The organism is Rhizobium sp. NFR07, from assembly GCF_900111905.1.
GTDB lineage: Bacteria > Pseudomonadota > Alphaproteobacteria > Rhizobiales > Rhizobiaceae > Neorhizobium.
In genome coordinates, this window is the sequence record NZ_FOKM01000009.1 from 60,300 (window position 1) to 85,467 (window position 25,168).

The following is a 25,168-nucleotide window of genomic DNA, read 5'->3' on the forward strand; positions in this document are numbered from 1 at the left end:
TCCTCAGGCGATTTCCAGTTCTGTGACCGCGGGCGCGCAGACCTTTTTCTCGCCCGCGACGCCGGTGCAGGCAAGGCTGTCACGGATCTGCTGGCGCATCCAGGCATTGGCGGGATCACTGTCCGCATGGGCGGCCCAGACCATGTTGATCGGCGGCAGCGCCAAGGGAACCGGAACCGGGCTCACCTCGAGCCCGAGCAACGACGCATATCGCTCGGCGATCCGCTTCGGCACCGTCGCGAGAACCGGGCTCACCTGCGCGGCCGCCAGCACGGGCATGAAACCCGGCGCCGCCGTCACCACGTCGAGCTCGATACCCGCAAGATCCAGCGCCTCCTTGATGCAGCCCTGCAGGCTTTCGTTCTGGGAAATCACCGCATGCTGGGCGGCGAGATAGGTATCTAGCCCGATCGGGTTCGGCAGATCCAGCATCGCGGGATTGAAGCAGCACGCCACCTCGACGTCATAAAGCGTCTCCGACAGGCGGCGGCTCGTCCGCACGAATGTGCATCCGACCGCAAGGTCGACATTGCCGTCCTCCAGCGACGGCTCGGCCGCGTCATAGGAAAACACCCGTGCCAGCACCTTGATGCCCGGCGCCATGCGGCGAAGCCGCGTCGTTAGGTCGGGCAGAAGCAGCATCTCGATTTCCGGCGACATGGCAATGCGGAACGTCCGCTCTTCGGTCGCGGGATCGAAAGCGTCGCCGCCCGTCAGCGCCAGCTGCGCCTGCCGCAGGGCCTTGCGCACCGGCACGGCCAGACTGCGTGCCTTGGCGGTCGGCTGCATCACCTGGCCGACACGGATGAACAGCTCGTCCTGCAGCAGCACGCGAAGCGTCGAGAGCGAATGGCTCATGGCCGGCTGCTGGATCTTCAGCCGCTTTGCCGCCTTGGTGACACTGCCCTCAGCCATCAGCGCATCGAAGGCGACGAGCAGATTGAGGTCAAAGGAGCGCAGATTGAAATGATCGATAGTTGTCATGAGCCGCATCGATTTGTTTGCTGATATGCCGATACATACGTGCTCTCCAGGTCAGTTCAAGACCGCAGTTCAATTCACACCTGGAGCCTTTCATGCAGACACGTCGCGCCCTCCTCAAATCCACAGCCGGCATCACGCTCGCCGCCGGCGCCGCTGCCGCCCTGCCCTCCGCCGTCCTTGCCAAGGCACCGATCATCGGTCACCAGGCAGCCGGCTTCTATCGCCTGAAGCTCGGCGATTACGAAGTCACGGCGCTGTCGGACGGCACCGTGGCGATGCCCATGGCGAAGATCTATGAAGGCATCGAGGAAAAGGATGCCGAAGCCTATCTGGCCGGCTATTTCCAGAAGAACCCGACCGAGACCTCGGTCAACGCCTTCCTGGTCAATACCGGCGACCGGCTGGTGCTGATCGATGCCGGCACCGGCAATGTGATGGGACCGTCGCTCGGCAGGATCGTCGCCAATATCGAGGCCGCCGGATACAAGACCGACGAGATCGACGACGTCATCCTCACCCACATCCATGCCGACCATTCCGGCGGCCTGACGACCGCAAACGGTGAGCGCGTGTTCGGGAACGCCGTCCTGCATGTCAACGAACGAGAAGCGCAGTTCTGGCTGCAGGCCGACGAAAAGGCCAAGGCAGATGCCGGACTGGGTCCGCAGATCGTCCAGGCGGGCAAGAATATCGGGCCGTACAGAGAAGCCGGAAAGTTCGAGACCTTTGCCGACAACGATGCTCCGATCCCGGGCTTCGCTTCAATCCTCCGGCCGGGCCATACGCCGGGACACAGCGCGATCGTAGTCGAGAGCAGGGGCGAGAAGATCGTCTTCTGGGGCGACATCGTCCATGGCGACGTCCTGCAATATGATCGGCCGGACGTGACCGTCGAATTCGACGTCGACCAGAAGCGGGCGGCCGCGACACGCGCGATCGCCTTTGCCGAAGCGGCCGACCGGAAATATCTCGTCGCCGGCGCCCATCACGCCTTCCCGGGCATCGGCCACGTTCGCCGCGACGATACGAATTACGACTGGGTACCGCTGCTCTACAGCGCCAATTATTGATTGATATCCGGGCGCGGTTTACCGGCCGCGCCCGAGCCTCTTCACGACAGCGAAGCGTCCCTCGTCTCGACACGGATCATCAGCGAGGCGATCGCCGCAACCAAAAGCAGTGCGGCGAAGATGCCGATCGTCAGGGCAAAGCCATGGGCAACGATATAGACCATGGCCGACGGGGCGATCAGCCCGCCAAGCCGCGCCATGGCGCCTGCTGCCCCCATGCCGGTCGCACGGGACGTCGTCGGGTAGAGTTCCGGCGTATAGGCATAAAGAGCCCCCCAGGTGCCGAGCAGAGCGAAGCTCATGAGCAGCAGCGACGCGCCGATCACGACCGGACCCGATGCCAGGACGAAGAGCAGGCAGCCGATTGCCGAGAGCAGGCAGAAGCCCGTCAGCGTCGGCTTGCGACCCCATTTTTCCACCCCGTAGGCGGCAAGCGCATATCCCGGCAGCTGGGCCAGCGCGACCAGCACAAGGAAGCCATAGCCGCGGACGAAACCGAAACCGTCGCTGGCGAGCCGCGCCGGCATCCAGGTGAAGATCCCGTAATAGGAAACGGATACGAGGAACCAGACGGCAAGGATGATCACGCTCGTCCGGCGCAGCGCCGGTGCGAATATTCCGACGCGCGGTTCCGCCGGCGGCAGAGCCAGTTCTTCCGAAAGTGCGAGCTCCTTGCCGGTATTGACCGCAACGATGCGGTTCACCACTTCGCGCGCCTCATGCTTCTTGCCCGTGCGCAGCAGATAGATCGGCGATTCGGGAATGAGGACACGCATGCCGATACCAATGATTGCCGGCAGCGCCGTGATTGCGAAGATGACCCGCCATGCATCGGTGATACCGGCAATGTTTGCAATCCAGGCCGTGAGCGCGACGATCAGCGTGCCGATCGCCCAGAAACCTTCCAGCGCCACCAGCCAGCGGCCACGGTTCTTCGCCGGAAGGAATTCCGACATCATCGCATAGTCGACCGGCAGAGTGCCGCCGACCGCCATGCCGGTAAACAGCCTGAGGATCAGGAGGATGGTGAAGTCGGGCGCAAAGATCGACAGCGTCCCGAACAGCGCGTCGCAGGAGACAGTGATGATCAGCACCGAGCGGCGGCCGATCCGATCAGCCAGTCGCCCGAAGCCGACGGCACCGATCAGCATGCCCAGGAAAAAAACCGTTCCGGTCTGCAGGGCCTGCGGGATCGTCAGCCCGAAGGTCGTCGCGATCGATGCAGCGGTAAAACCGACCGCCAGGACCTGCATCGCATCGGCGGCCCAGACGAGGCCGAAAATGCCGATCAGCCGACGCTGATAGCGTCCGGCGCCGGCACGATCCAGCGCTTCGTCGACAGTGATATATTTCATGCCCGCCCTCACCCCTGAGTTCAGTTCGGCTTTCGCCACCAGCCAAGGCTAGGCATAATCGATTTAATTTATTCGCGCCAGCCAATGACGCCCTTCAGGCCGTCATGCACGCCCTCCGCCAGCGGCACGACCAGAACCCGCGCCGGATCGACCGGACCGGGGAACTTCAAAGCGTCATAGGCGACCTTCTCGAAACCGAGCGGCATGTAATAGGGCGGGTCGCCGATCAGGATCACGCCTTCGGACCCCTTGCGCCTTGCTGCCTCGATCGCGATTCGCACCAGTTCCCGGCCGATGCCGCGGTTCTTGTGCGAAGGCCGGACCGCGAGCGGCCCGAGCATGTGGCCCTTCACCGAGCCTGCGAGAACCGGCGTCATCCGCACGGAAGCGATCGTCTCCCCGTCATCGGTACAGACGAAGGAGAGCGACCGGTCATGCGGTCCCTGCTCGCGGATGCGGGCGGCCGCCCTGACGTGGCGGCCGGGGCCGAAGGCCTCTTCGTTGATCAGTTCGATGACGTCATCATGGGATGCGTCCTCGGTGAGATAGACGAGATCGTGCTTTGCGAGCGACTGGGTGCTGAGAAGGTGCAGGGACATGATGAACCGAAGCCGTAGATAAGGGAGCGGACAGGACAAGCGTAATCGATGACGCCTCTCGTGGCGTCTTGGTCGATCTTCAGCGTCGTCGCAGTGTCCGTGCTTCGGTCATGAAATCATGTATTCCAAAAAAAGTGTGAGATGCGAACTAGCAGCATTTCCCTTGCCCGTCCAACGCAAAAACGCACCGTTCGCAAAATCGCGGCTCGCCATCTGCGGCGAGTGCCGTATCTATGCAGCGACACAGAAGAGGAGAGCGCCATGGGCATGCTCGTCGAAGGCAAGTGGCAGGACGTCTGGTACGATACCAAGGCGACCAAGGGACATTTCAAGCGGACGGAATCGCAGTTCCGCAACTGGATCACGCCCGATGGTTCCGCAGGCCCGACGGGAAAGGCCGGCTTCGAGGCTGAAGCCGGGCGTTATCATCTCTACGTGTCCCTCGCCTGCCCCTGGGCGCACCGCACGCTGATATTCCGCAAGCTGAAGAAGCTGGAGGACCTGATCTCCGTTTCCGTGGTCGACTACCTGATGCTGGAGAACGGATGGGAGTTCAAAAAGCGCGAGGGCGCTACCGGCGACGACCTGTTCGGCTCGGACTATCTCTATCAGGTCTATCTCAAGGCCGATTCCGGCTACTCGGGGCGCGTGACGGTGCCGGTCCTGTGGGACAAGCAGCAGAACACGATCGTCTCCAATGAGAGCGCCGAGATCATCCGGATGATGAACAGCGCCTTCGACGAACTGACGGGATCCGAACTGGATCTCTATCCCGCCGACCTGCGGAGCGAAATCGACGACCTGAACGCCATCGTCTACGACCGGGTCAACAACGGCGTCTACAAGTCAGGCTTCGCGACAACGCAGGAAGCCTATGAAGAGGCCGTCAGAGCCCTGTTCGAAACGCTCGACATGCTGAACCAGCGGCTTGAGACCAGCCGCTATCTCTTCGGCGATCAGCTTACCGAGGCAGACTGGCGGCTGTTCACCACGCTGCTGCGCTTCGATCCGGTCTATGTCGGTCACTTCAAGTGCAACATCCGCCGCATCGCCGACTATCCCAACCTGTCCGGCTATCTGCGCGATCTCTACCAGCAGCCCGGCGTGGCCGAGACCTGCAATCTGTTCCACATCAAGCACCACTATTACGAGAGCCATAAGACCATCAATCCCACCGGCATCGTCCCGGTCGGCCCGGCACTTGACCTGAATGCCGCGCATGGGCGCGAGGGGTTGAGCGATAGCTAGCATGCGGAAACGTTGAAGATGCGCAGAATTCTTAAAGTGATTCCGGCCGGCATCTGCCTGCTGCTGCTGCTAGCTTCGGCATCGAAGGCGGAAACGCTGCACCTTGAAGCAGAACATGCTCGTGCAGCACTCGGTTATGACGGCCGGCACGTGGTTCACGTTCAACTGACACCCGCCAGCGCGGAGCAGTTTGCCCGGTTCACATTCAATAACGTGAAAAAGACTGTGATCATTCGTTTGGACGGCAGGGTGATGGCATCCCCCGTTATACAGACCCCGCTCTCAGGTGGCACGATGCAGCTGGGGACCAGCCTGGAACTCAACGCGCCCCAGGCAACGGCAATCGCTGAACAGATTCTCGGCGACGGCAATTTGACCATCGAAGACGCCGAGTAATAGGCTACCAGTAATCCGACCGTTCAGCCTCTCCAGTCAACTCCCGTAGCCGCCGGAGCGTTGCGTCGGTTACGCCATCCGGCAGGGCGTCCAGGGAAAAAAATCCGCTCTCGGCGATCTCCATATTGGGCAGGCGCGGCGCTGTCTGCTCCACCTCGACCCGATAGAAGAGCACATGGTCGCGCTTGCTGGCGTTGCGGTTGTGGTAGACGTGAAAGAGCTTCGGCTCGCCCCTGACGACAAGGTTGCCCTCTTCCCGCAGCTCCTTGTACAGCGCTCCGAGTGCCGTCTCGCCCCGCTCCATGCCGCCGCCCGGCATGTACCAGCCGGGAACATAGGTATGCTGGACCAGAAAGACGCGGCCCTTCGCATCGAAACAAGCAGCCCGCACACCAACGGTCATGCCGCGCGTGAGATAGAAGACGCGATGCATGAGCCACACGACAACGCGGGTACGCCAGCTGCCGATTTCAGGTATTCCAGCGCCGCTCATCTTGCCTCCGGCTCGCTCGCGTAAATTTCATAACGAATTTGCATTTCGTGCGTTATGTCTGGGCCATGTTCAAATTCGCCCATATTTCCGATATCCATCTCGGGCCTCTCCCGAGGCTTACGCTTCGCGAGCTGATGTCCAAGCGCATCACCGGCTTCGTGAACTGGCACCGCAACCGGCGCAAGCACCTCTTCGTCAATACCCTCGACCTTCTCCTCAGCGACCTGAGGAGCCGCCATCCCGACCAGCTTGTCATCACCGGCGATCTGGTCAATTTGGCGACGAAGATCGAGACGCGGCTGGCGCGGGAATGGCTGGATACGATCGGCACACCCGAGACGATGACGGTCGTGCCCGGCAATCACGACGCCTATGTGCCCGGCGCCCACGATAAATCGGTCGAAGCCTGGTATCCCTATATCGCCAGCGACGATGATTCCCAGCACTGGTCCGAGGAAGACCATATCTTCCCGACCCTGCGCCGCCGCGGACCGCTGGCGATCATCGGCTGCTCCACGTCCAATGCCACGCCGCCCTTCTCGGCATCCGGCTTCTACAGCCCCAGACAGGCGCGCGAGACAGTTAATCTCCTGAGAAAGGCCGGTGAAGAAGGCCTTTTCCGCGTCGTCCTCATCCATCATCCGCCGATCCATGGCGCGGCCGCATCCCACAAGCGCATGATCGGCATCCGGCGCTTTGCCGCAGCGATCTCGACCGGCGGTGCCGAACTGGTCCTGCATGGCCACACCCATCTGAACACGGTCTATCAGTTGAAGACCCATGCAGAACCGGTGCCCGTCATCGGTATTGCATCGGCCTCCCAGGGTCCTGGCGGCCACAAGCCGCGCGCGGCCTATAATCTCTTTACATTGTCGGGAGAGCCAGGCGCCTGGAACCTGCTTTGCGAGCGTTATGCGCTCACCGAAGGCGGCGATCACGTGCAGCTTGACGAGAGCCGACTGTTCTATGGCCACATGCCGGAACAAATCCCGGTGGAGGAAGTGGCCCGAACACTACAAGTTTAAGAGAAGCTTGTTGCATAATCGTCACAATCGATTCATAGCTAGGGTCATGCACTCGACTGATCGATGAATGGCGAAGAGGCCTCCAGCGCATACATGAACGCATCCGCCATTCCCAATGACATCCGCCGTGATCTCGTGGCCCTGCTGCCGCGCCTCAGACGCTTTGCGCTGGCGGTGACCGGCGATGCCTTGACGGCAGACGCCCTGGTCCAGGATGTCTGCGCACGGGCGATCCAGAAGAGCCATCACTGGAAGGGCAAGGGTCGGATCGAGAGCTGGCTTTTCAGCCTGATCCGCACCGCCTGGAGCGACGAGACGAAAAAACGCGGAAACCTCGGTCCTGCAGAGATCGGCGCATCGCAATCTGCAGACGCCCATGGCCCGGCCACCAGAACGCTCCTCTGTCTTCCGGAAGGCTTTGCCGGCACGCTTCTGCTCGCAGATGTCGAGCATTTCGACTATGCCGAGGCGGCATCCATCCTCGGCATCTCGGCCGAACTTTTCGCCTCCCGCCTCTGCGCCGCGCGACTGCATCTCTCGTCGCTGCCCCCGGAGCCAATGGAGCGCCGCGCATGACCGTGGCCAATGTCGAGCCTTCCGCGCTGGAAAAGCGTCTTTCTTCCTTTGTCGACGGCCAGGTCTCCGACACCGAGAGGCAGGATATAGAGGCGCTGCTCGTCAACGATCCCGAAGCGCGAATCCTGCATGACGGGCTGAAGCGTGGTGGCGATGTCGGCCGCCGCCTGTTCGACGACATGCTGAAGGAACCCGTTCCGCTCGATCTGGTGCGCGGCATCAAGAATGCGCCGCTGCCGCGCAAGGCGGTACGCCTTCCCTCGGCTCCCCGCCCGATGGCCTTCAAGCCTTCCGGTCCCCAGACACTGGCCGCCTGTCTCGCGACGCTCATCCTCGGTGGCGGCATCGGCTACATGATCGGCACGCAGCCGCTCGGCGTCACCTCGCCGCAATTGGTGCAGAGCAGCACAGCGGCAACGCGTGACTGGTTCGACGATATCGTTGCCCAATACCGGCTTTATACGAGGCAGGACAACCGCATGGTTGAGATCGGCGCCGACCGGCCAGCCGATATCCTGCAATGGCTGACCACCGGCACCGGCGTGACGTTCCGCATTCCGGACTTGAACGAGAGCGGCCTGACCTTCCTTGGCGCCCGCATGATCGCAGCCGACAACACGCCCACCGGCATCCTGTTCTACCGCCGTGCGGATGCCGATGTCGGCAACGACATCATCGCGCTGACATTTTCCAAGGTGCGCCCGGAAACCAGCAAGCCGGCCGAAGACATCCGCATCGATACCGGCCTCGTTTCCTGGAGCACACCCATGGCCACCTACGTGGTGGTCGGCCCCTCCTCCGCCGCGGATCTCGACGAGATTGCCGCCAAGGCGGCCGGTCTCATCTGACGTCGGAATTCATTCGGCCAACCTGGCCCGAGAACGAGAAAAGCCGCATCGGATGTTGATGCGGCTTTTCTGTTTGAACGTTCCGAAGACTTAGCGGCTGCGTTCTTCCAGAACCCGGTTCGCGGCAGACACGATCGCTTCCAGCGAGGCGGTGACGATGTTCTTGTTCACCCCCGCACCGAACAGTTTTCCGCCCGGATGTTCCATCTCGACATAGGCGATTGCCGAGGCATTCGAGCCGTGCTGCAGCGAGTGTTCGGAATAGTCGTTCACCGACAGCTCGATGCCGAGATAGGTCGACAGCGCATTGATGAAACCGTCGATCGGCCCCGTACCCTTGCCTTCGATCCGCTTCGTCTCGCCGCCGTCGGTAATCTCGGCAGCAACGACGCGAACGCCCTTGTGGTTAGGCTCGGAGGGATAGGTGTGGTGATCGACAAATTTCAGTCGCGCGCCGGGCTGCTCGACATAGCGCTCCATGAAGCGCTCGTAGATGCGCTTGGAACCGACTTCCTTGCCTTCTTCGTCGGTGATCCGCTGGATATCCTCGCGGAACTCCACCTGCAGGTTGCGCGGCAGGTTCAGGCCGTAATCCTGCTGCAGGATATAGGCGATGCCGCCCTTGCCCGACTGCGAGTTGATGCGGATGATCGCCTCGTAGGACCGGCCGACATCGCGCGGATCGATCGGCAGGTAAGGCACTTCCCATACAGGATGGTTGGCGAACTTGATCGCCTTCATCCCCTTGTTGATCGCGTCCTGATGCGAGCCGGAAAACGCGGTGTAAACCAGCTCACCGACATATGGATGGCGCTCGGGAATGACCATCTCGTTGGAATATTCGTAGACTTCCTTGATCCGCTCGATGTCGGAGCAGTCCAGTTCCGGGTCGACGCCCTGTGTGTACATGTTGAGCGCCAGGGTCACGACGTCGACATTACCGGTGCGTTCGCCATTGCCGAACAGCGTGCCTTCGACGCGGTCGGCACCCGCCATCAGCGCCAGCTCGGTCGCGGCAATGCCTGTGCCGCGGTCATTGTGCGGATGGACGGAGATGATGACGTTCTCACGATTGTCGATATTGCGGCACATCCATTCGATCTGGTCGGCATAGATGTTCGGCGTCGCCATCTCGACGGTCGACGGCAAGTTGAGGATCAGCTTGTTGTCGGCGGTCGGCTTGATCTCGGCGATGACGGCGTTGCAGATTTCCAGCGCCACATCCAGCTCGGTGCCGGTGAAGCTTTCCGGTGAATATTCGAACCGGTAGCCGCCGCCGGCCTTGGCCGCCATGTCGGTGATCATCTTGGCGGCATCCACGGCAATCTGCTTGATGCCATGCACATCCTTGCCGAACACCACGCGGCGCTGCAGCTCGGATGTCGAGTTGTAGAAATGGATGATCGGCTTGTATGCGCCTTCCAGCGATTCGAAGGTCCGGGTAATCAGTTCCGGCCGGCACTGCACCAGAACCTGCAGCGATACGTCCTCCGGCACGCCGCCCTCCTCCACGCACCAGCGGGCGAAATCGAAGTCCGTCTGTGAGGCGGAGGGGAAGCCGATCTCGATCTCCTTGAAGCCCATGTCGAGCAGCAGCTTGAACATGCGGGCCTTGCGGTCATGGCCCATCGGGTTGACCAGCGACTGGTTGCCGTCGCGCAGATCGACCGAACACCAGATCGGCGCCTTCTCGATCACCTTCGACGGCCAGGTGCGGTCGGGAATGTTGATGGTGGGATAGGCCCGGTATTTCACCGCAGCGTCGGTCATGCCCTTGTTTGCAACGGAAATCTTGCTGTCCATGTCTTCGTCCTCGTCAAGCCATCCGGGGCTTCGCGTCTTAAGCGCGGCCTGTAACGAACGGATGGCGCCCCTGTCGGGCTAATCTCAGCTTTTAATAGAAATTCTTGCGAGGAGCTCTTACGCCGGCGGGCTTTGTCGGCCGCCGGGCGCTCCTCAACGGACCCGGCAACCGAGTGTAAGGTCGAGGCTAAGAAGCGAGAGAGGCGCGAAAACCGGCGCCCCGGCAGCGATGCTGCGGGCGGCAAAACGGTCGGACATGATCGCGCCTGTCATGGTCATGGGCGGATGTATAACCGCACCGGGCGGATCAGGCAAGAACCGCTTTCGCGCTTCCGGTACGGTTTGCCTCAGGCCTTTTTGCGCATCACGCGCGAAAGCACCATCATCACGCCACCTGCAACGAGGCCCCAGAAAGCACCGGAAATCCCGGCAAAAGTGGCGCCGGAAGCGGTGACGAGGAAGGTGATCACGGCCGCTTCGCGTGTTTCAGGATCGCGCCATGCTGCAAAGGCCGCATTCGAAAACGCGCCGATGAGACCGAGGCCGGCGACGGCCTGCAGGAGAATCGGCGGCGCCATCGAGACGAAGGCGATAATGCCGCCGGCGATCAGGCCGAGCACGATATAGGCCGCACCGCCGACGACCGCCGCCCAATAGCGTCTCGCGGGATCGGGATGGGCGTCTTCGCTGGCGCACATCGCCGCCGTAATCGCCGCCATGTTGACCGGCAGGGCGCCGAAGAAGGCGCAGATGGTGGAGAACACGCCGGTCGAGGCAAACAGCGGCCCAGGCTCCGGCTCGTAGTGATGCGCCTTGAGGATGGCGATGCCCGGAATGTTCTGCGAGGCCATGGTGACGATGAACAACGGCAGCGCGACCGAGACGACACCATGCCAGGTGAAGACCGGCATGACGGGGATCAGGTCCGGATGGATCGCAGCACCGATCCGGGCAAAGGCATCATCCGGCAGGTCGACACCGAAAATCAGCACCAGCACGAATGCGGCGAGTGCTGCAGGCACGGCCCACAGCCGCCATCTCGAGACAACCACCATCCAGGCCAGTACGATCGGCAGGCCGAGGGCGGCATCGAAGGCGACCGCTTTGACCGGCGCGAGGCAGAGCCCGAGAAGGATGCCGGCCAGCATGGCATTGGCGAGCGCGGTCGGGATCAGCCGGATCGCCCGGCCGAGCGGCCGAAACAGTCCCGACAGGGTGATCAGCACGCCGCAGATGACGAAGGCGCCGACAGCCGCCGGAAAGCCACCCTCGATCATGCCGGTCGCGGCCAGCAGCGCACCACCGGGCGTCGACCACGCCATCATGATCGGCATGCGCAGCCGCAGCGAGAAGTAGATAGCCAGTACGGCCTGCGCGAGAGAAAGTGCCAGAAGCGCGCTCGCCTGTTCCGCACCCGTCGCCCCCATCGCCTGCAATCCCTGCAGGATGACGGCAAAGGAACTGATGAAGCCGACGAAGGCCGTCAGCAGCCCCATGGTCAGGGCGGAGGGGGAAAAGTCTTTGAGCATGGATGACTCGGGACAGATTGCGCGAACTTGTCCGTTCGTCAGATCAAACCCGGCGAAGTCTTGCAAGCCGGGGAAAGCCGAAAGCGTTCGCCGGTTCGCGTCTCCCGCTCATCCATGTGGTGAAGAGATCACGCGACCACAAAGGCCGCGTGATCCCGGTGCTATTTAGGAAAGCATTCCGTCATGGGCATGGGCTGCCGAACTTGCGTTCGCCTGCTGCATGTCATCCAGCGAGTAGGCACGGATATAGTCCACCTTCAGCTCCGAGCCGTTGGGCAGGCCGTCGGACGGTGCGCCCGCCATGCCGCCGATCGCAAGGTTGACGATCATGTACATCGGGTCATGCATGTCCGAAGGCGTGTCCGTCTGCGCAACGGCGACGTCGTCGAAATACCAGGTGATATGCTCTTCATCCCAGAGAAGGCCGTAGGTGTGGAAGCCCTCCGTGCTCGCCACGCTGACATCCTGGATGACCGAGGTTTGCTTGCCCGTCTCGTTCGAATGCGCCGACAGGATCAGCGAATTCGGGTTCTGTCCGCGCATTTCGATCACGTCCAGCTCCGGTGGCCAGCTTCCGTCTTCCGGCAGCAGCCAGAAGGCAGGCCACGCGCCCTGATCGTCCGGCATATCGGCGCGGATTTCGAAATAGCCGTAGGTCTGGGCAAAGCTTGCATGCGTCGTCAGCATGCCCGACGTGTAATCGTAGTTTTCAACATGAGATGACAATTCGTCGGGCGTCTGTTCCGCCCTGATCGTCAACACGCCATCGGTTACCGAGAAAGGGTTGGCAGAGGCGGTCGGGCCATATGCCGGATTGACGTACCACTGGTACTCGCCATTGGTATGAAGTGATGCCCCCTTGTCCGGTGCCCACCAGTATTTCGCCTCCCATGTGCCGCTTTCGCCGTCATAGAGCGAGAGCGAGTTGAAATCGTCATTGAATGTCTGGGTGAGATTGGAGCGATCGAGGTTCAGGTCGAACTGCTCGGCGCTCAGATCGTCCTTGGTCGTATTGGCGAGAACGATGCTCTCGCCGTTATCGAAATTGAGCCAGAGGTCGTCGCCCTTCTGGGTCGAGTCGCTGATCAGCTGATCGAAGGTCGTGGCGCCGTATCCGTTCAGGCGGATCGAGTCGTCGGCCCCGAAATCGCGGATCAGATCCGTGCCGTTTCCACTGGTGAAGACGAAGGTGTCGGCACCGCCGCCGCCGATCAGAACGTCGTTACCCGCTCCGCCGTCGATGGTCTGGCTGCCGGCTCCGCCGGTGATGATATTGTCGGTGGAATTGCCGAAGGCAAAGCGACCGTCACCGGTCACCCTGAGATTCTCGAAATTTTCCGGCAGCGTGTAGCTCATCCACGTATCGATCGTGTCGACCCCTGCCCCGGGTGCCTCCACTGCACGGTTGATGCTGGAATAAAGGTAGTAGATATCGTCGCCGGTTCCGCCGGCCATGGTGACGTTGACGCTGCCGTCACCCCAAATGGAATCATTCCCGGCGGTACCGTTCAGTGTCGCCCCGGACCCCGTTGCCGAGAGCCAAGCCGTTGATGCACCGCTATAATAAAGGGGTTGGCCTAACGCATTCAAAATGGAATTCGTCATCGAAATCGCTCCTGTTGCGTGGTCTCCTCCCGATTTTCTCCCGGCGGGAACATGCGGTCGGAATGGGGCGACAATGCAACAAACCGAGACATAATCCGATTTTGATACACCTAATTCGTCTTCGGGGTTAAGTCGGGCTGAAACGATGACCGGCCGCCGTGCCGCAATGAGACGGGCCTCATTGCGGCATTCACCCGCAGGGAGTGGCGGCTCAGCGCTTGGTGGCGACCACCTCGAGGTATTCGCTCGGAACCACCATCGTGCCATCCTTCGCGTGATTGAAACGCGCGATCAGCACCAGCAATTCCCTTTCGAGATCGGCCTGCTTCTCCGGCGCCAGGGCACCGAACGCCTTGTGAACCGGCCCGTACCAGTTGCGGAAAACCTCGACCCAGTGCTCGGGCGAGCGATACCGGAACACGAAAGCCTGGACCTCGATCGCCAAATCCGCTGCCGGCTCGAAAAGATCCTCCAGACGCCCCGGCGTGCCCCACAAGGACGGCGGCTGCAAACCGGCCGGCGGCGGAACATGACGACCGATCGTCTTGAACAACTGCCCGATGAAACTGTCGGGCGTCCAGTTCGCCATGCCGATGCGACCGCCGCTTTTGCAGACCCTGAGCATTTCCGCCGCCGCCTTTTCCTGGTCCGGCGTGAACATAACGCCGAAGGTGGAAACAACGACATCGAATTCCTGATCGCCGAACGGCAAGGCCTCGGCATCCGCCACCTGGAAATCGACGGCGAGCCCTTCCGCCTCAGCACGACGTCTACCCTGCTCCAGCAGGGCCGGCACATAGTCCGTCGACGTCACCCTGCACCAGCGCCGCGCAGCCGCGAGCGTTGCATTGCCGTTTCCGGCGGCGACATCGAGCACCGTCTGGCCGGCCCGCAGGTCAAGCGCCTCGCACAGCCGCTCGCCGACGATCTGCAGCGTCGTACCGACCACCGCGTAATTTCCGGACGCCCAGGCGCCCTGCTGCCGTGTCTTGACGGCAGAAAGATCCACACCGCCGGAAAGCACCGGCTGCGAAGGTGGTGCTGGATTGCCAGAGGATGGGTTGAGATTGGTGTTCTGCATTGTAATCCCTCCACTCGAATGATCGGCCCGCTTGATTTCGGGCAACGAAGGAGAAAATGCAGGAAAGGAGCTCGACCGCTCCAGTGCAGGAAGTGTAGCGGACCCGCTACAGAAACTGGACCGGTCAGCAGCCCGCAAACGAGCTGCGCACCATCCATGCATCGATCCGCGCCGCAATTTCGGGGTCACCGACCAGTGAGATCGTGCCGCGATCGATCTCCGCCTTCAGCCCGGACAGCCCCATCCAGGCGGCAGTCATGGCCTTGAGCTGGGCGGTGATACAGAGGTCGACGTCATATCCGGGGTCTATCAGGCAGAGATCGACGGGCTCTCCTGGCTTGCTGACGATCCAGTAATTGCGCTCCTCGCGCGGCAGTTCCGGATAGCTGAATTCGATGACGCTGCGCTTCCGCTTCGGCAGTCCGGTGGCATCAACCTTGCGGCGCATGTTCCACATCAGCAGACGCGCATCGAGATGTTCGAGCGTCACTTCGGCATCGACATTGCGATGCGCCCAGCGGCCGAGTTCCCTGACGATCGGCGCAAGCTCGTTGGCAATATCGGTTGGCACGTAGGTGATCTCGCCCGTCCGCCCGTTGATGGAGCGGATGACCAGACCGTTCTCTTCCAGCTGCTTCAGCCGCTTCGACATGAGCGTCGGCGACATTCCCGGCACGCCACGCCTGATCTCGTTGAAATGGGTCGATCCTGACCACATCTCTGAGAGCAGCAGCAAGGTCCACCGCGGCTCGATAAGCTCGCAAGCCTTGGCGATCGGGCAGAACTGATTGTAGCCTTCACCCTGCATGACTGCGCCTCCGTCCGGTAAATTATGCGCTCAGGTACAGGCATGGTCTAGTCCATGAATTGTACCGGCACACACGTGAAACAACCGTAGGTGAGCGCCGCACAGATCTCGGCTTAACGTCTCCAACACCTTATTCCTAAAGTATAATTTTAAATGTTATCTGGAATACTGGCCAAGTATCCGATCGGAATATTCTATGGCCTTTTATACGTCTTCCGCAGCACCCGGCGCACCGGCGACCAAGTCGTTCGGCATCAGCTACTTTCTGCCGGCCATCGTGGTGGTGGTGGCCGTGAGCCTTGCCGTCGTTCAGGCTGATCGCGAACAGCATGAGCAATTCCTGTCTGAACAGAGGCTCGTCGCATCCGAAAAACTTGCGCAGGTATCCTCCAGGCTCGAGACGCAGATCCACGGAAACGTCAATCTCGTTCACGGCCTTGTTGCCGCCATCGCCGCCAGCCCGGAGATGAGCCAGCCGCAGTTCGCCGCCCTGTCCGAACGCATATTTTCCGTACCCTCGCAGTTGAGGAACGTAGTTGCCGCGCCCAATCTCGTGGTCCGGCTCATCTATCCTCTCGAAGAGAACAAGGCGCTTATCGGCCATGACTATGCCGCCCATCCCAAGCAGTCGGGTTCGGTCATGGAGGCGATCAAGCGCCGCAAGACAATGATTGCAGGCCCGGTGAAGCTGGATCAGGGCGGCTCCGGACTTCTCGTCCGCTACCCGGTTTTCAAGCTTTCCAACGGGCATTTCTGGGGTATCGTCTCCTCCGTCATTGATGCGGACCGGCTCTATCGCGACAGCAATCTCAATGCCGAGCGCCAGCCGCTCGATATCGCCATATCCCGGCGCCCGACCCCAGAGCCCAAGGACGTCTTTGTCGGCAACCCCGCCGTCTTCTCCGAAGACGCGGTGCATACGCGCATCGAGCTCGGCTACGACACCTGGTATCTCTCGGCCGTTCCCAAGGGCGGCTGGATCGAGACCCCGCCGTCCATCGCGATCTTTCGCCTCTATGCCGCGCTGATCGCCGTCGGCATCGTTGCGCCGATGATATGGGCCGGCCTGCTGATGAAGCAGCGGCACCGCACGCTCGTCACCCTGCAGCAGCGCGAGGAGGAACTCGGAGCGATATCGCACCGCCTCGGCCTTGCTCTGGAAGCATCCGGCATCGGCGTCTGGGAATACGACCCCGATAGCGGCAACCTGCTCTGGGATCGCCGCATGAAAGAAATGTATGGAGCCGAGAAGGATCGCTCCACATTCGGCTTCGATGACTGGAGAAACGCCATCCACCCCGAGGATCTGGAGGCCGCACAGGAAGGCTTCCGCCAGACGCTCGCCGAGGACGTCCCCTACGTCACCCAGTTCCGCGTCGTCTCGAAGGACGGCGACGTTCGCTATATCCGCGCAAATGGCCGGGTCTACCGCTCCGCCAGCCGCCAGATGAAGGTCGTCGGCGCGAACTGGGACGTGACCAACGACATGATGCTGCAATCGGAACTGAGCGAAGCGCGCCAGCGCGCAGAAGAGCAGAACGACCAGTTGCGCGCCACGCGCCGCACCCTGGAGCACCAGTCGCTCCACGACTCTCTGACGGGACTGCCCAACCGCCGTTTTCTCGACCAGTTCATGGATGCCGAGAATACCGAGGATGCCAACCACCGCCTGGCCTTCATCCATGTCGATCTCGATCGCTTCAAGGAGGTCAACGACACGCTTGGCCACGCTGCCGGCGACGAAGTTCTCAGGCAGACGACCGAGCGGCTGCTCAAGCTGATCGGCCACGATGAATTCGCCTCGCGCGTCGGCGGCGACGAATTCGTTGTCGTTACCAGCGGCCCGCAGGCCTGGCGCCGCTCGCGCGAACTCGCGCTCGCGATCGTCCGGTCGCTCGCCAAGCCGATCGAGATCGACGGCCACAAGTGCCGCGTCGGCTGCAGCGCAGGCATCGCCTGCCAGACAGCGGCGACGGAAGACCCGCGCCAACTCCTCGTCAATGCGGACATCGCCCTCTACGAGGCGAAGAAGCGCGGGCGCAACCGCATGGAAGTCTTCTCGGAGGAACTTCGCATGGCGGCGGTACGCCGCAAGAACACATCGGACGAATTCCTGACGGCCCTCGAGCACGACCAGATCGTTCCGTTCTTCCAGCCGCAGTTCGACGCCCTCACGCTCGATATCGTCGGCGTCGAGGCGCTCGCCCGCTGGGAGCATCCCGAGCGGGGCATCCTCGCGCCCGACAAGTTCCTCGATATCGCCGAAAGCCTCAACCGTGCAGCCGATCTCGATGCGATCATGCTGGACAAGGCCTTTTTCCAGTCGAACCGCTGGCAGGCCCTCGGCCTCGACGTGCCGCACCTGTCGGTCAACATCTCGGCGCAACGCCTCAAGGACGGCCGCCTGATGGACAAGCTCGCCGGCATGAACTTCCGGCCGGGCAGTCTCTCCTTCGAACTGCTCGAATCCATTTCCTTCGACGGCAATGACGACGAACTGCGCCTGGCGGCCAGCAGGCTGAAGTCTCTCGGCGTGGACATCGAGATTGACGATTTCGGCACCGGCCATGCGTCAATCGTCAGCCTTCTCGAACTCGGTCCGAAACGCCTGAAGATCGACCGCAAGCTGATCGCGCCGCTGGAAGCCTCCGCCTCGCAGCGCAGGCTGGTCGCTTCCATCATCGAGATCGGCAAGTCCCAGAATATCGAGATCCTCGCCGAAGGCGTCGAAACCCCGGCGCATATCGAGATCCTGCGCAATCTCGGCTGTCACGCGCTGCAGGGTTATGCCTTCGCCAAGCCGATGTCGGCGGAAGCTTTTGTCGACTTTGCCCGCGAATGGCAGAACCGCAACCGGCTGGGCAGCGCAGTCGCATGATTGCCGGCAGCGATTGAAAGCCGAACGAATGCACGCAACGACTTGACCTTGCCCCTGGGTCCGCCCCGATAAGGATGCGGACCATAACCAGCGAGGTGATTCCGTGAGCCCCTATTCCTCAGACCTTACCGCATCGCAGGCCGTGCGCAGGCTCGGCGTCTCCCGCAAGGCCCTCCTCCTTTACGAACGGCACGGACTGATCGAACCGCAGCGCTCGGCTGCCGGCTGGCGGCTTTACGGGCCGGAAGAGATGGCGCGGGCAGCAGCCATCGTGGAATTGCGCAACCTCGGCCTCAGCCTCGCCGAGGTCAAGCGCGTCCTCGGCGGCGAGGTGCAATCGATTGACGCGGCCCTCTCGGCCCATCAGGCAAGGCTCCAGCGGCAGATCGCCGTGGTGTCGGAAAGACTGCGGGCGGTGAACGAGCTTCGAGCCGGCCTGTCCCTCGGACACAAGCCGACGCCCGAGGACCTGGATCGCTGCCTGCGACGGAAACCGAAGATATCCGTTCTCTTCGATCTTCCCTGGCCCTGGGGCGGTGAACGCTTCGAATTCGTCAGCGATGCGACGCTGATCTACATCGTCGGCCCGCTCGGCAGCGGCAAGACCCGCCTCGCCGAGGCCCTGGCCGGCAACATCGCCGATGCGGTCTTTGTTGGCATGAACCGTGAAGGCGCAGACGACCGCAAGCACATGGCTGTCAACAGCGAATTCGCCGGGCGTGTGGAACGGGCCTTGCAGTGGCTGGTCGAGGAAGGCGCAGCCGAAACCCCTGCCCTCTTCGCCCTGATCAATGCCATCGAAAGCGATCCTGAGAGCGTCAAGGTGATCGACATGATCGAGCACGGCCTCGATATGGCCACCCAGCAGGCGGTGGCAGCGTGGCTGAAACGCCCGGACCGGACCCTGCCCACTTTCGCCATGACGCGCTCGTCGGCGATCCTCGATCTTGCTGCGATCGGCCCGCAGGAAGCAGTCCTGTTCTGCCCCGCCAACCACAGTCCGCCTCTCGCCGTGGAGGCTCGCCCCGGCGCCATAGGCTTCGAGGCGGTCGAGACCTGCCTTGCGACACCCGAGGTGCGCGCGCGAACCGCAGGGACAGTCGCCTGGCGGCCAGCAGCCGCCTGACGAAAAAAGCCCTGCCGGCTATGAGCAGGCAGGGCTTCAAGAATGGATCACGAGGCAGAGGCGATCAGATTTCGCTCTGCGACGTCACGATCTTCGACACCAGACCGTAGGAAACGGCATCCTCGGCGGAAAGCCAGTAATCGCGATCGATGTCCTTGGCGATCTTGTCTTCCGACTGGCCGGTGGCCTTGGAGAAGATCTTGATCAGACGCTCGTTCATCTTGATGATTTCGCGGGCCTGGATTTCGATATCCGAAGCCATGCCGCGGGTACCACCGGACGGTTGATGAAGCAGGAAGCGGGTATTCGGAAGCGCCACGCGGCGCTCCTTCGGAGCGGCTGCATAGATCAGAGCACCGGCGGAGGCGACCCAACCGGTCCCGATCATCCAGACCTTTGGCTTGATGAACTTGATCATGTCGTGGATCGAATCACCCGATTCCACGTGACCGCCGGGCGAGTTCACATAGATGCGGATATCGTCATCGCTCGCGGCCGAGAGGGCGACCAGCTGCGTATTGACCTTCTGCGCCAATTCCTGGGTGATCGGCCCGTAGATGAAGATCGAGCGCGACTTGAAAAGATTCGCCTCAGTTTCCTTGCCCAGCGGCAATTCTTTGGTCTTGTCGTCGTTGTCGTCTTCGTCGTTCAGCACAGTCAGTGTCTCCTGCATGGGATTCATATACGGGACATAATGTGTTCGCGGCCGTAAAACAATGGAGACAAGGCCCAAGCCGCACGCTTAGCGGTGACTAAGGTGAATGACGTAGCAACCAACGCCGCCGAAGCGCAATTGCCGTGGACAGATCGGGCCGCCCCATCCTATCATTTCCAATATTTCGACTAAAAAGCAGAATTAGGGGATCCGATGTTCAAGCGCCTTTCTCTCTCAGCCGCCATCTTTGCCGCCGCCGCGGCACCTGCCTTCGCCCATCTCAATCCCGAGGAACACGGCTCGTTCATGGCCGGCTTCTCCCATCCGCTGTTCGGCATGGACCACATCCTGGTCATGGTAGCCGTCGGCCTTTGGGCAGCGCAGGTTGGTCAGGATGGCAGGCGAAGCGCCTTCTGGATCGTCCCTTCCGCCTTTGTCGCGACCATGGCGGTCGGCTTCTCGCTGGCGCTTGCCGGTATCGCGCTGCCCTTCGTCGAGCCGGCAATCCTCGCATCGGTGATAGCGCTTGGCCTTCTCGTGGCCATGGCGGTCCGTCTTCCGACGACCGGTTCTGCGGCAATCGTTGCACTCTTCGCCCTTTTCCACGGTCACGCCCATGGCGGTGAACTCGGCTCCGCCGGAGTGCTGCAGTTCGGCATCGGCTTCGTCGTCGCAACCGCAGTGCTGCATCTCACCGGCATTGCCGCAGGCCTCGGCATTTCCCGTTTCAGCCCCTATATCACCCGCATTCTCGGCGGCATCACAGCCCTGCTCGGCCTGTCGCTGGCCTTCGGCTGAAGCCAGTTACAGATCCGGGCCCATACCCGGGCCCGGCGCGACCGCATTACCGCGAATTAACCTTCCCGCCGTTTGAAAAGCCACCTGGCCCTCCTACCTCCCTGTGTATGGAAACCGCCCCAATGGACACCCAAGGGGCACACAGGGAGGCAGTCATGTCGCCGGAAGAACGCCAGCTTCTCAACGGACTTTTCGAACGCGTCCGCACCGCATCCGCCACGCCGCGGGACAGGGAAGCGGAAGAACTGATCGAGCAGGAAACCCGCCGCCAGCCTTATGCCACCTACTATCTGGCCCAGGCCGTGGCCGTGCAGGAAAAGGGGCTCGAAGCAGCCGCCAACCGCATTCGTGACCTGGAAGACCGTATCCGCGAGCTCGAGGCCGGCGAGAGCGACCACCGCCGCGCCGAACAGGGCGGCGGCTTCCTGAGTTCGATCTTCGGATCGTCCCAATCCCAGCAACGTGCGCCCATGCAGCAGACTTCGGGTCCCTGGAGCAACACGGGCAGACCGTCCAATGATGGCCGTGGCTATGATGACGGCTATCGCACTCCACCGCCCTCCTCCGGCTACCAGCCGTCAGCGGGCCAGCCGTCGGGTCCATGGAGCGGCAACGCCTATCGCGGTCCGTCCGCCGGCAGCAGCTTTCTGACCGGTGCTCTCGGCACTGCCGCGGGCGTCGCGGGCGGCATGCTTCTCGCAAACTCGCTGTCTGGAATTTTCAGCAACCACATGTCGGGCGCAGGCCTTGGCAATCCGCTCGCAGGTGCCGGCGCATTCGGCGCTTCCGAACAGCCCCCCGTCGAGGAGACCGTCGTCAATAACTATTACGGCGACGACGCGATACGCGAGGCGTCGGACAATGGCGACGATGGCAATACCGGCAACGACAACGATGGCTGGCAGCAGGCAGATTACGGCAACAATGACGGCGGTTCAGATCAGTCGGATTTCGGCGGCAACGACGACAGCCTCGACATATGACCAGCACCTGAAACGGCCGCCGGGCGATAATGCCCGCCGGCCCGCGTCGTCGGATTGCATCACGGGCGGCGTCGATACGTGGTCCGCTTGCCGGCGGAGGTGATCATCCAGAAAGTCTTTCCGTTGTCCTCCGTCACGATGCGGTCGCAGCGGTTGCGGCGGCTGTCGAAATGGATGCAGATCCTGCCGTCGGAAATCCTGTAGACGCCCGGATATTTCCCGGCATGGACGTAACGGCCATTCTCCATGTAGCGCATGCGGCCGTTGATGGTATGGCCGACGGCGATCCGCTCGATTTCCGCTTTGGTCGCCGGACGCTCGATGGCATGCGCCAGGCTCCCCGAAAGAAGCGACGCCATCAGGGCGAGCCCTGAAACGCAAATGATCCTCATGCTCTTCCTCCAGCTTTAGATGAAGCTGAAGTAAAGCAGACTATTCATGGGCCGACATAAACCTATGTTGGTGAAGGATGCAGATAATCTGAAAACTAAGCAGTATTGTCGGCGATACTTCGCTTCGGGCGGCCATCACCGGTGGCCGCCTCAATGCTGCGTCGCCGACGAACGGCAGGCCTCTCAGCCTCGGCCGCGATAGGTCGGTACGCCCTGATCGGGCAGCCACACACCGGCCGGCACGTCGCCCGTCTGCCAGAACACGTCGATCGGGATTCCGCCGCGCGGATACCAATAGGCGCCGATCCTCAACCACTTCGGCTGCAGAAGCTCGACGAGCCGCTTGGCGATATAGACCGAGCAGTCCTCGTGGAATGCACCGTGATTGCGGAACGAGGTGAGAAACAGCTTCAGCGACTTCGATTCCACCAGGAAGGCATCCGGGATGTAATCGATCACGATATGCGCGAAGTCCGGCTGGCCGGTCATCGGGCAGAGCGAGGTGAATTCCGGCGCGGTAAAGCGCGTCACGTAATCCATGCCCTGATTGCTGTTCGGCACGCGTTCAAGCACGGCCTCTTCAGGGCTCTTCGGCGCGTCCACCTGCTTTCCGAGCTGCGATAGCCCGCTGACATCCGTCATCGTCATTTTACGCTTCCTTCAACGTCTACTTTCTGTCCATGCGCATGCTCGCCCTCGGGCTCCACATGGATCGCCAATGTGGCGCCGGGAATAACCTCTTTGATCGCATCTTCCAAGCGGTCGCAGATGCCATGCGCCTCGCCGACAGACATCGAAGCCGGCACGACAAGGTGGAAATCGATGAAGGCCGCGGCCCCTGCCCGCCGCGACTTGAGGTCGTGCACGTCGAGCGCGCCGGTGGAATGGGTGGTGATCGCCGCGCGCACCGCCGCCTCCTCGTCCGGCTCCAGCGCCTTGTCCATCAGGCCGCCGAGCGAGTGGGAGATCACCTTGTAGCCCTGCCACAGGATGTTGATCGCCACGAAGATCGCCAGCAGCGGATCGAGGATCGCATAACCGGTGACGACGGCGAGGATAAGACCGACGAACACGCCGGCAGACGTCACGACATCCGACATGATGTGATGCCCGTCGGCCTTCAGTGCCGGAGAGCGGAACTTGGTGCCGGTGCGGATGAGGATCGTCGCCCAGACAGCATTGATGACGCCTGCAACCGCATTGATCGCCAGACCCAGCGCCGGGGCCTCCATTACGGCCGGAGATGCCAATGCGCCCCACGCCTCCTGGATGATCAGGATCGCCGCAACGACGATCAGCACGCCCTCGACGACGGCGGAAATATATTCCGCCTTGTGGTGGCCGAACTGGTGATCGTGGTCGGCCGGGCGCTCAGCATAGCGGATGACGAAATAGGCGATGAACGCGGCCGTCACGTTGACGAAGGATTCCAGTCCGTCGGAGAGCAGTGCCACCGATCCGGTCACCCACCATGCCAGCATCTTCAGGCCCATCACGCCGATCGAGATCGGGATGCCCCAGAATGCCAGCCTGCTGACGATGGACCTGTCCTCTGCGAGAGCGGTATTCACGGATCTTGCCTCTATTTGCGTGTGCGAATGACTTGCAGGAGCGAAGCTCCAAAACGGCGAAACCGCCGCAGCGAGATGGGTCTCGTTGCGGCGGTTTCGATGGGCCGGCTTATCGTTCAGAAGTGAAAATTTGTCAAAGGATGATTTGCCGCATTCCTCTCAATCCACCACGAGCCCGATGCGCTCCTGATCTTTGGACACCAGGATCGTGACGATACGGCCGGAAATGCTGTCGGCGGGGACGAAGCCTTTTGATCCCATCTGATCGGGAAAGCGGCTATCGGCGGAATTGTGACGGTTGTCGCCAAGCACGAAATAGTGCCCCTCGGGGACATGGAACGGACCTGCATTGTCCATGGATGGCTGGGGGTTGCCGCTGATCCCGATATCGTATCGCCGTCCGTCCGGCGCAGCTTCCGTGTAGATGGCGATCTCGCCGGTCAGGACGCTGTCGAACCGGCGCTCGGTCGGCGTCTGCGTCAAAGCTTTCCCGTCGATGAGAACAACCCCCTCGCGAAGTTCCACTGCCTCGCCGGGCATGCCGATGATCCGCTTCACATAGGTTGACGGCTGATTGGAATAAGCCGGCACGGTGTCGAAGGTGACGATGTCGCCGCGTCTCGGTTGCTCCCCGGCGGAATAGCCCTTGCGAACGACGAATTCGCTCTCCTGCAACGTCGGTGCCATCGATGTCGAGGGTTGCCGCAACAACTTGAGCCCACAGAGATCCCGCTTGAACCGAGCCGCATCACAATCCGCAGGCGCCACCTCTGAAAGCCCCGTCGCCGCCCTGTCGGCCGACGACGCAAGACGTTGCGGGTCGCTTTCCCAGGCCCCCGCCTGCGCCAAAAAGAGCGGATAGGCCGGGCGGATGAATTCGGCGAATGCCTTTGCACGCTCCTGATCGACGTCTGCCAAAACAGGAGATGACATCATCAGCATTGCTGCCAGTGAAATACCGCAAACCGGTCTTTTTCTCATTCCCCATCCTCTGCCAGGAGCAACGAATAAATCTCTATCAAAACAATTAGACGAGCCTTATATGATTTAGACCTAATAAGAATCGCGTCACAAGAAACGGGACAGTAAAATAGGGATGGTATCGACATTTCAGTTCTTCATCGAACTCGACAGTGAGACGATGAGACGCATAGACGTCACCCGGGCTGCCGATGGCAGCTACGCCCTGACCACGACCATGCAGTTCGATGCCGGCTGGGAAAAGCCCGAAACCATCCTGAATTTCTCTGAGCGGAAGAAACTGGCGCGCTTTCTTCTGAATGAAGGCGTTCCTGGCGAAGAGATCGATGCCAAGCTAGGCATGTGAGCAAGGGGGGCAGCGCCC

25 protein-coding genes are annotated in these 25,168 nt (G+C 61.6%); 11 read left to right on the forward strand and 14 right to left on the reverse strand.

What is annotated here, in order from left to right; genetic code table 11:
- Nucleotides 1-3: 3 nt before the first annotated feature.
- Nucleotides 4-984, reverse strand: coding sequence for a LysR family transcriptional regulator (locus BM216_RS19170; protein WP_093001000.1), 981 nt, complete (start codon nucleotides 982-984; stop codon nucleotides 4-6).
- Between the two features lie 92 nt (nucleotides 985-1,076).
- Between BM216_RS19170 and BM216_RS19175 the strand changes: the two genes are divergently transcribed.
- Nucleotides 1,077-2,054 (forward strand): MBL fold metallo-hydrolase, encoded by a 978-nt coding sequence (locus BM216_RS19175; protein ID WP_093000814.1) that lies wholly within the window; start codon nucleotides 1,077-1,079, stop codon nucleotides 2,052-2,054.
- Between the two features lie 41 nt (nucleotides 2,055-2,095).
- Here BM216_RS19175 and BM216_RS19180 read toward each other — a convergent pair whose 3' ends face one another.
- Together BM216_RS19180 and BM216_RS19185 are read right to left on the reverse strand one after the other, a co-directional pair.
- On the reverse strand, nucleotides 2,096-3,409 hold the full coding sequence (locus tag BM216_RS19180) for an MFS transporter (RefSeq protein ID WP_093000815.1): 1,314 nt from the start codon (nucleotides 3,407-3,409) through the stop codon (nucleotides 2,096-2,098).
- Between the two features lie 68 nt (nucleotides 3,410-3,477).
- Nucleotides 3,478-4,008, reverse strand: a complete 531-nt coding sequence (locus BM216_RS19185; RefSeq protein ID WP_093000816.1) for a GNAT family N-acetyltransferase — start codon at nucleotides 4,006-4,008, stop codon at nucleotides 3,478-3,480.
- 261 nt (nucleotides 4,009-4,269) lie between these two features.
- Between BM216_RS19185 and BM216_RS19190 the strand changes: the two genes are divergently transcribed.
- The gene (locus BM216_RS19190) at nucleotides 4,270-5,256 is read left to right on the forward strand and encodes a glutathione S-transferase family protein (protein ID WP_093000817.1); all 987 of its coding nucleotides are present in this window, start codon (nucleotides 4,270-4,272) and stop codon (nucleotides 5,254-5,256) included.
- A gap of 18 nt (nucleotides 5,257-5,274) precedes the next feature.
- Nucleotides 5,275-5,652 (forward strand): SecDF P1 head subdomain-containing protein, encoded by a 378-nt coding sequence (locus tag BM216_RS19195; RefSeq protein ID WP_093000818.1) that lies wholly within the window; start codon nucleotides 5,275-5,277, stop codon nucleotides 5,650-5,652.
- Nucleotides 5,653-5,656: 4 nt separating this feature from the next.
- On the opposite strand, the gene BM216_RS19200 is transcribed toward BM216_RS19195, so the two are convergent.
- Nucleotides 5,657-6,145 carry an NUDIX domain-containing protein gene (locus tag BM216_RS19200; RefSeq protein WP_093000819.1) on the reverse strand — a complete coding sequence of 163 codons (489 nt, stop codon included), beginning with the start codon at nucleotides 6,143-6,145 and terminating at the stop codon, nucleotides 5,657-5,659.
- A gap of 65 nt (nucleotides 6,146-6,210) precedes the next feature.
- Between BM216_RS19200 and BM216_RS19205 the strand changes: the two genes are divergently transcribed.
- The 3 genes from BM216_RS19205 to BM216_RS19215 all read left to right on the forward strand — a co-directional run bounded on the left by BM216_RS19205 (nucleotide 6,211) and on the right by BM216_RS19215 (nucleotide 8,594).
- Complete coding sequence (locus BM216_RS19205; RefSeq protein WP_093001001.1) at nucleotides 6,211-7,170, forward strand: metallophosphoesterase family protein; 960 nt, start codon at nucleotides 6,211-6,213, stop codon at nucleotides 7,168-7,170.
- Nucleotides 7,171-7,263: 93 nt separating this feature from the next.
- Nucleotides 7,264-7,746: an RNA polymerase sigma factor gene (locus BM216_RS19210; protein ID WP_093001002.1), complete on the forward strand. Its 483-nt coding sequence runs from the start codon at nucleotides 7,264-7,266 to the stop codon at nucleotides 7,744-7,746.
- A complete protein-coding gene (locus tag BM216_RS19215; protein WP_093000820.1) occupies nucleotides 7,743-8,594 on the forward strand; it encodes an anti-sigma factor family protein in 852 nt (283 codons plus the stop codon). Before BM216_RS19210 ends, BM216_RS19215 begins: the two co-directional genes overlap by 4 nt.
- Before the next feature lie 90 nt (nucleotides 8,595-8,684).
- On the opposite strand, the gene leuA is transcribed toward BM216_RS19215, so the two are convergent.
- From leuA to BM216_RS19240, 5 genes are all read right to left on the reverse strand, one after another.
- Nucleotides 8,685-10,397, reverse strand: a complete 1,713-nt coding sequence (gene leuA, locus BM216_RS19220; RefSeq protein ID WP_093000821.1) for a 2-isopropylmalate synthase — start codon at nucleotides 10,395-10,397, stop codon at nucleotides 8,685-8,687.
- Nucleotides 10,398-10,744: 347 nt separating this feature from the next.
- Nucleotides 10,745-11,944 (reverse strand): benzoate/H(+) symporter BenE family transporter, encoded by a 1,200-nt coding sequence (locus BM216_RS19225; protein WP_280141691.1) that lies wholly within the window; start codon nucleotides 11,942-11,944, stop codon nucleotides 10,745-10,747.
- A gap of 147 nt (nucleotides 11,945-12,091) precedes the next feature.
- Entirely contained in the window at nucleotides 12,092-13,531 is a 1,440-nt protein-coding gene (locus tag BM216_RS19230) for an endo-1,3-1,4-beta-glycanase EglC (protein WP_093000823.1), read from the reverse strand.
- Between the two features lie 211 nt (nucleotides 13,532-13,742).
- Entirely contained in the window at nucleotides 13,743-14,612 is an 870-nt protein-coding gene (locus BM216_RS19235; protein ID WP_093000824.1) for a class I SAM-dependent methyltransferase, read from the reverse strand.
- Nucleotides 14,613-14,736: 124 nt separating this feature from the next.
- On the reverse strand, nucleotides 14,737-15,420 hold the full coding sequence (locus BM216_RS19240; RefSeq protein ID WP_093000825.1) for a winged helix-turn-helix transcriptional regulator: 684 nt from the start codon (nucleotides 15,418-15,420) through the stop codon (nucleotides 14,737-14,739).
- A 196-nt stretch (nucleotides 15,421-15,616) separates the two neighbouring features.
- Between BM216_RS19240 and BM216_RS19245 the strand changes: the two genes are divergently transcribed.
- Both BM216_RS19245 and BM216_RS19250 read left to right on the forward strand, forming a co-directional pair.
- Entirely contained in the window at nucleotides 15,617-18,298 is a 2,682-nt protein-coding gene (locus BM216_RS19245; protein WP_093000826.1) for a bifunctional diguanylate cyclase/phosphodiesterase, read from the forward strand.
- A 103-nt stretch (nucleotides 18,299-18,401) separates the two neighbouring features.
- Nucleotides 18,402-19,424 carry a MerR family transcriptional regulator gene (locus BM216_RS19250; RefSeq protein WP_093000827.1) on the forward strand — a complete coding sequence of 341 codons (1,023 nt, stop codon included), beginning with the start codon at nucleotides 18,402-18,404 and terminating at the stop codon, nucleotides 19,422-19,424.
- A gap of 64 nt (nucleotides 19,425-19,488) precedes the next feature.
- On the opposite strand, the gene BM216_RS19255 is transcribed toward BM216_RS19250, so the two are convergent.
- Nucleotides 19,489-20,076, reverse strand: a complete 588-nt coding sequence (locus BM216_RS19255; protein WP_244530243.1) for an ATP-dependent Clp protease proteolytic subunit — start codon at nucleotides 20,074-20,076, stop codon at nucleotides 19,489-19,491.
- A 216-nt stretch (nucleotides 20,077-20,292) separates the two neighbouring features.
- On the opposite strand from BM216_RS19255, the gene BM216_RS19260 reads away from it, so the two are divergent.
- Nucleotides 20,293-20,877 carry a HupE/UreJ family protein gene (locus tag BM216_RS19260; protein WP_093000828.1) on the forward strand — a complete coding sequence of 195 codons (585 nt, stop codon included), beginning with the start codon at nucleotides 20,293-20,295 and terminating at the stop codon, nucleotides 20,875-20,877.
- A gap of 155 nt (nucleotides 20,878-21,032) precedes the next feature.
- Nucleotides 21,033-21,860, forward strand: a complete 828-nt coding sequence (locus BM216_RS19265; protein WP_093000829.1) for a DUF2076 domain-containing protein — start codon at nucleotides 21,033-21,035, stop codon at nucleotides 21,858-21,860.
- Between the two features lie 59 nt (nucleotides 21,861-21,919).
- Here the strand turns inward: BM216_RS19265 and BM216_RS19270 are convergent, their stop codons facing one another.
- The 4 genes from BM216_RS19270 to lepB form a co-directional block, all read right to left on the reverse strand.
- The gene (locus BM216_RS19270; protein WP_093000830.1) at nucleotides 21,920-22,252 is read right to left on the reverse strand and encodes a hypothetical protein; all 333 of its coding nucleotides are present in this window, start codon (nucleotides 22,250-22,252) and stop codon (nucleotides 21,920-21,922) included.
- Nucleotides 22,253-22,435: 183 nt separating this feature from the next.
- The gene (gene queF, locus BM216_RS19275; RefSeq protein WP_093000831.1) at nucleotides 22,436-22,900 is read right to left on the reverse strand and encodes a preQ(1) synthase; all 465 of its coding nucleotides are present in this window, start codon (nucleotides 22,898-22,900) and stop codon (nucleotides 22,436-22,438) included.
- Nucleotides 22,897-23,823, reverse strand: coding sequence for a cation diffusion facilitator family transporter (locus BM216_RS19280; protein ID WP_244530232.1), 927 nt, complete (start codon nucleotides 23,821-23,823; stop codon nucleotides 22,897-22,899). The genes queF and BM216_RS19280 overlap by 4 nt, the downstream gene beginning before the upstream one ends.
- Before the next feature lie 159 nt (nucleotides 23,824-23,982).
- Nucleotides 23,983-24,804, reverse strand: coding sequence for a signal peptidase I (gene lepB / locus BM216_RS19285; protein WP_093000832.1), 822 nt, complete (start codon nucleotides 24,802-24,804; stop codon nucleotides 23,983-23,985).
- A 115-nt stretch (nucleotides 24,805-24,919) separates the two neighbouring features.
- On the opposite strand from lepB, the gene BM216_RS19290 reads away from it, so the two are divergent.
- On the forward strand, nucleotides 24,920-25,150 hold the full coding sequence (locus BM216_RS19290; RefSeq protein ID WP_093000833.1) for a hypothetical protein: 231 nt from the start codon (nucleotides 24,920-24,922) through the stop codon (nucleotides 25,148-25,150).
- Nucleotides 25,151-25,168 lie beyond the last annotated feature (18 nt).

What these genes read in the sequence shown, in the direction of transcription:
- BM216_RS19170 (WP_093001000.1), bottom strand. Translation starts at nt 984, where the DNA reads ATGACAACTATCGATCATTTCAATCTGCGCTCCTTTGACCTCAATCTG.
- BM216_RS19175 (WP_093000814.1), top strand. Translation starts at nt 1,077, where the DNA reads ATGCAGACACGTCGCGCCCTCCTCAAATCCACAGCCGGCATCACGCTC.
- BM216_RS19180 (WP_093000815.1), bottom strand. Translation starts at nt 3,409, where the DNA reads ATGAAATATATCACTGTCGACGAAGCGCTGGATCGTGCCGGCGCCGGA.
- BM216_RS19185 (WP_093000816.1), bottom strand. Translation starts at nt 4,008, where the DNA reads ATGTCCCTGCACCTTCTCAGCACCCAGTCGCTCGCAAAGCACGATCTC.
- BM216_RS19190 (WP_093000817.1), top strand. Translation starts at nt 4,270, where the DNA reads ATGGGCATGCTCGTCGAAGGCAAGTGGCAGGACGTCTGGTACGATACC.
- BM216_RS19195 (WP_093000818.1), top strand. Translation starts at nt 5,275, where the DNA reads ATGCGCAGAATTCTTAAAGTGATTCCGGCCGGCATCTGCCTGCTGCTG.
- BM216_RS19200 (WP_093000819.1), bottom strand. Translation starts at nt 6,145, where the DNA reads ATGAGCGGCGCTGGAATACCTGAAATCGGCAGCTGGCGTACCCGCGTT.
- BM216_RS19205 (WP_093001001.1), top strand. Translation starts at nt 6,211, where the DNA reads ATGTTCAAATTCGCCCATATTTCCGATATCCATCTCGGGCCTCTCCCG.
- BM216_RS19210 (WP_093001002.1), top strand. Translation starts at nt 7,264, where the DNA reads ATGAACGCATCCGCCATTCCCAATGACATCCGCCGTGATCTCGTGGCC.
- BM216_RS19215 (WP_093000820.1), top strand. Translation starts at nt 7,743, where the DNA reads ATGACCGTGGCCAATGTCGAGCCTTCCGCGCTGGAAAAGCGTCTTTCT.
- leuA (WP_093000821.1), bottom strand. Translation starts at nt 10,397, where the DNA reads ATGGACAGCAAGATTTCCGTTGCAAACAAGGGCATGACCGACGCTGCG.
- BM216_RS19230 (WP_093000823.1), bottom strand. Translation starts at nt 13,531, where the DNA reads ATGACGAATTCCATTTTGAATGCGTTAGGCCAACCCCTTTATTATAGC.
- BM216_RS19235 (WP_093000824.1), bottom strand. Translation starts at nt 14,612, where the DNA reads ATGCAGAACACCAATCTCAACCCATCCTCTGGCAATCCAGCACCACCT.
- BM216_RS19240 (WP_093000825.1), bottom strand. Translation starts at nt 15,420, where the DNA reads ATGCAGGGTGAAGGCTACAATCAGTTCTGCCCGATCGCCAAGGCTTGC.
- BM216_RS19245 (WP_093000826.1), top strand. Translation starts at nt 15,617, where the DNA reads ATGGCCTTTTATACGTCTTCCGCAGCACCCGGCGCACCGGCGACCAAG.
- BM216_RS19260 (WP_093000828.1), top strand. Translation starts at nt 20,293, where the DNA reads ATGTTCAAGCGCCTTTCTCTCTCAGCCGCCATCTTTGCCGCCGCCGCG.
- BM216_RS19265 (WP_093000829.1), top strand. Translation starts at nt 21,033, where the DNA reads ATGTCGCCGGAAGAACGCCAGCTTCTCAACGGACTTTTCGAACGCGTC.
- BM216_RS19270 (WP_093000830.1), bottom strand. Translation starts at nt 22,252, where the DNA reads ATGAGGATCATTTGCGTTTCAGGGCTCGCCCTGATGGCGTCGCTTCTT.
- queF (WP_093000831.1), bottom strand. Translation starts at nt 22,900, where the DNA reads ATGACGATGACGGATGTCAGCGGGCTATCGCAGCTCGGAAAGCAGGTG.
- lepB (WP_093000832.1), bottom strand. Translation starts at nt 24,804, where the DNA reads ATGAGAAAAAGACCGGTTTGCGGTATTTCACTGGCAGCAATGCTGATG.
- BM216_RS19290 (WP_093000833.1), top strand. Translation starts at nt 24,920, where the DNA reads ATGGTATCGACATTTCAGTTCTTCATCGAACTCGACAGTGAGACGATG.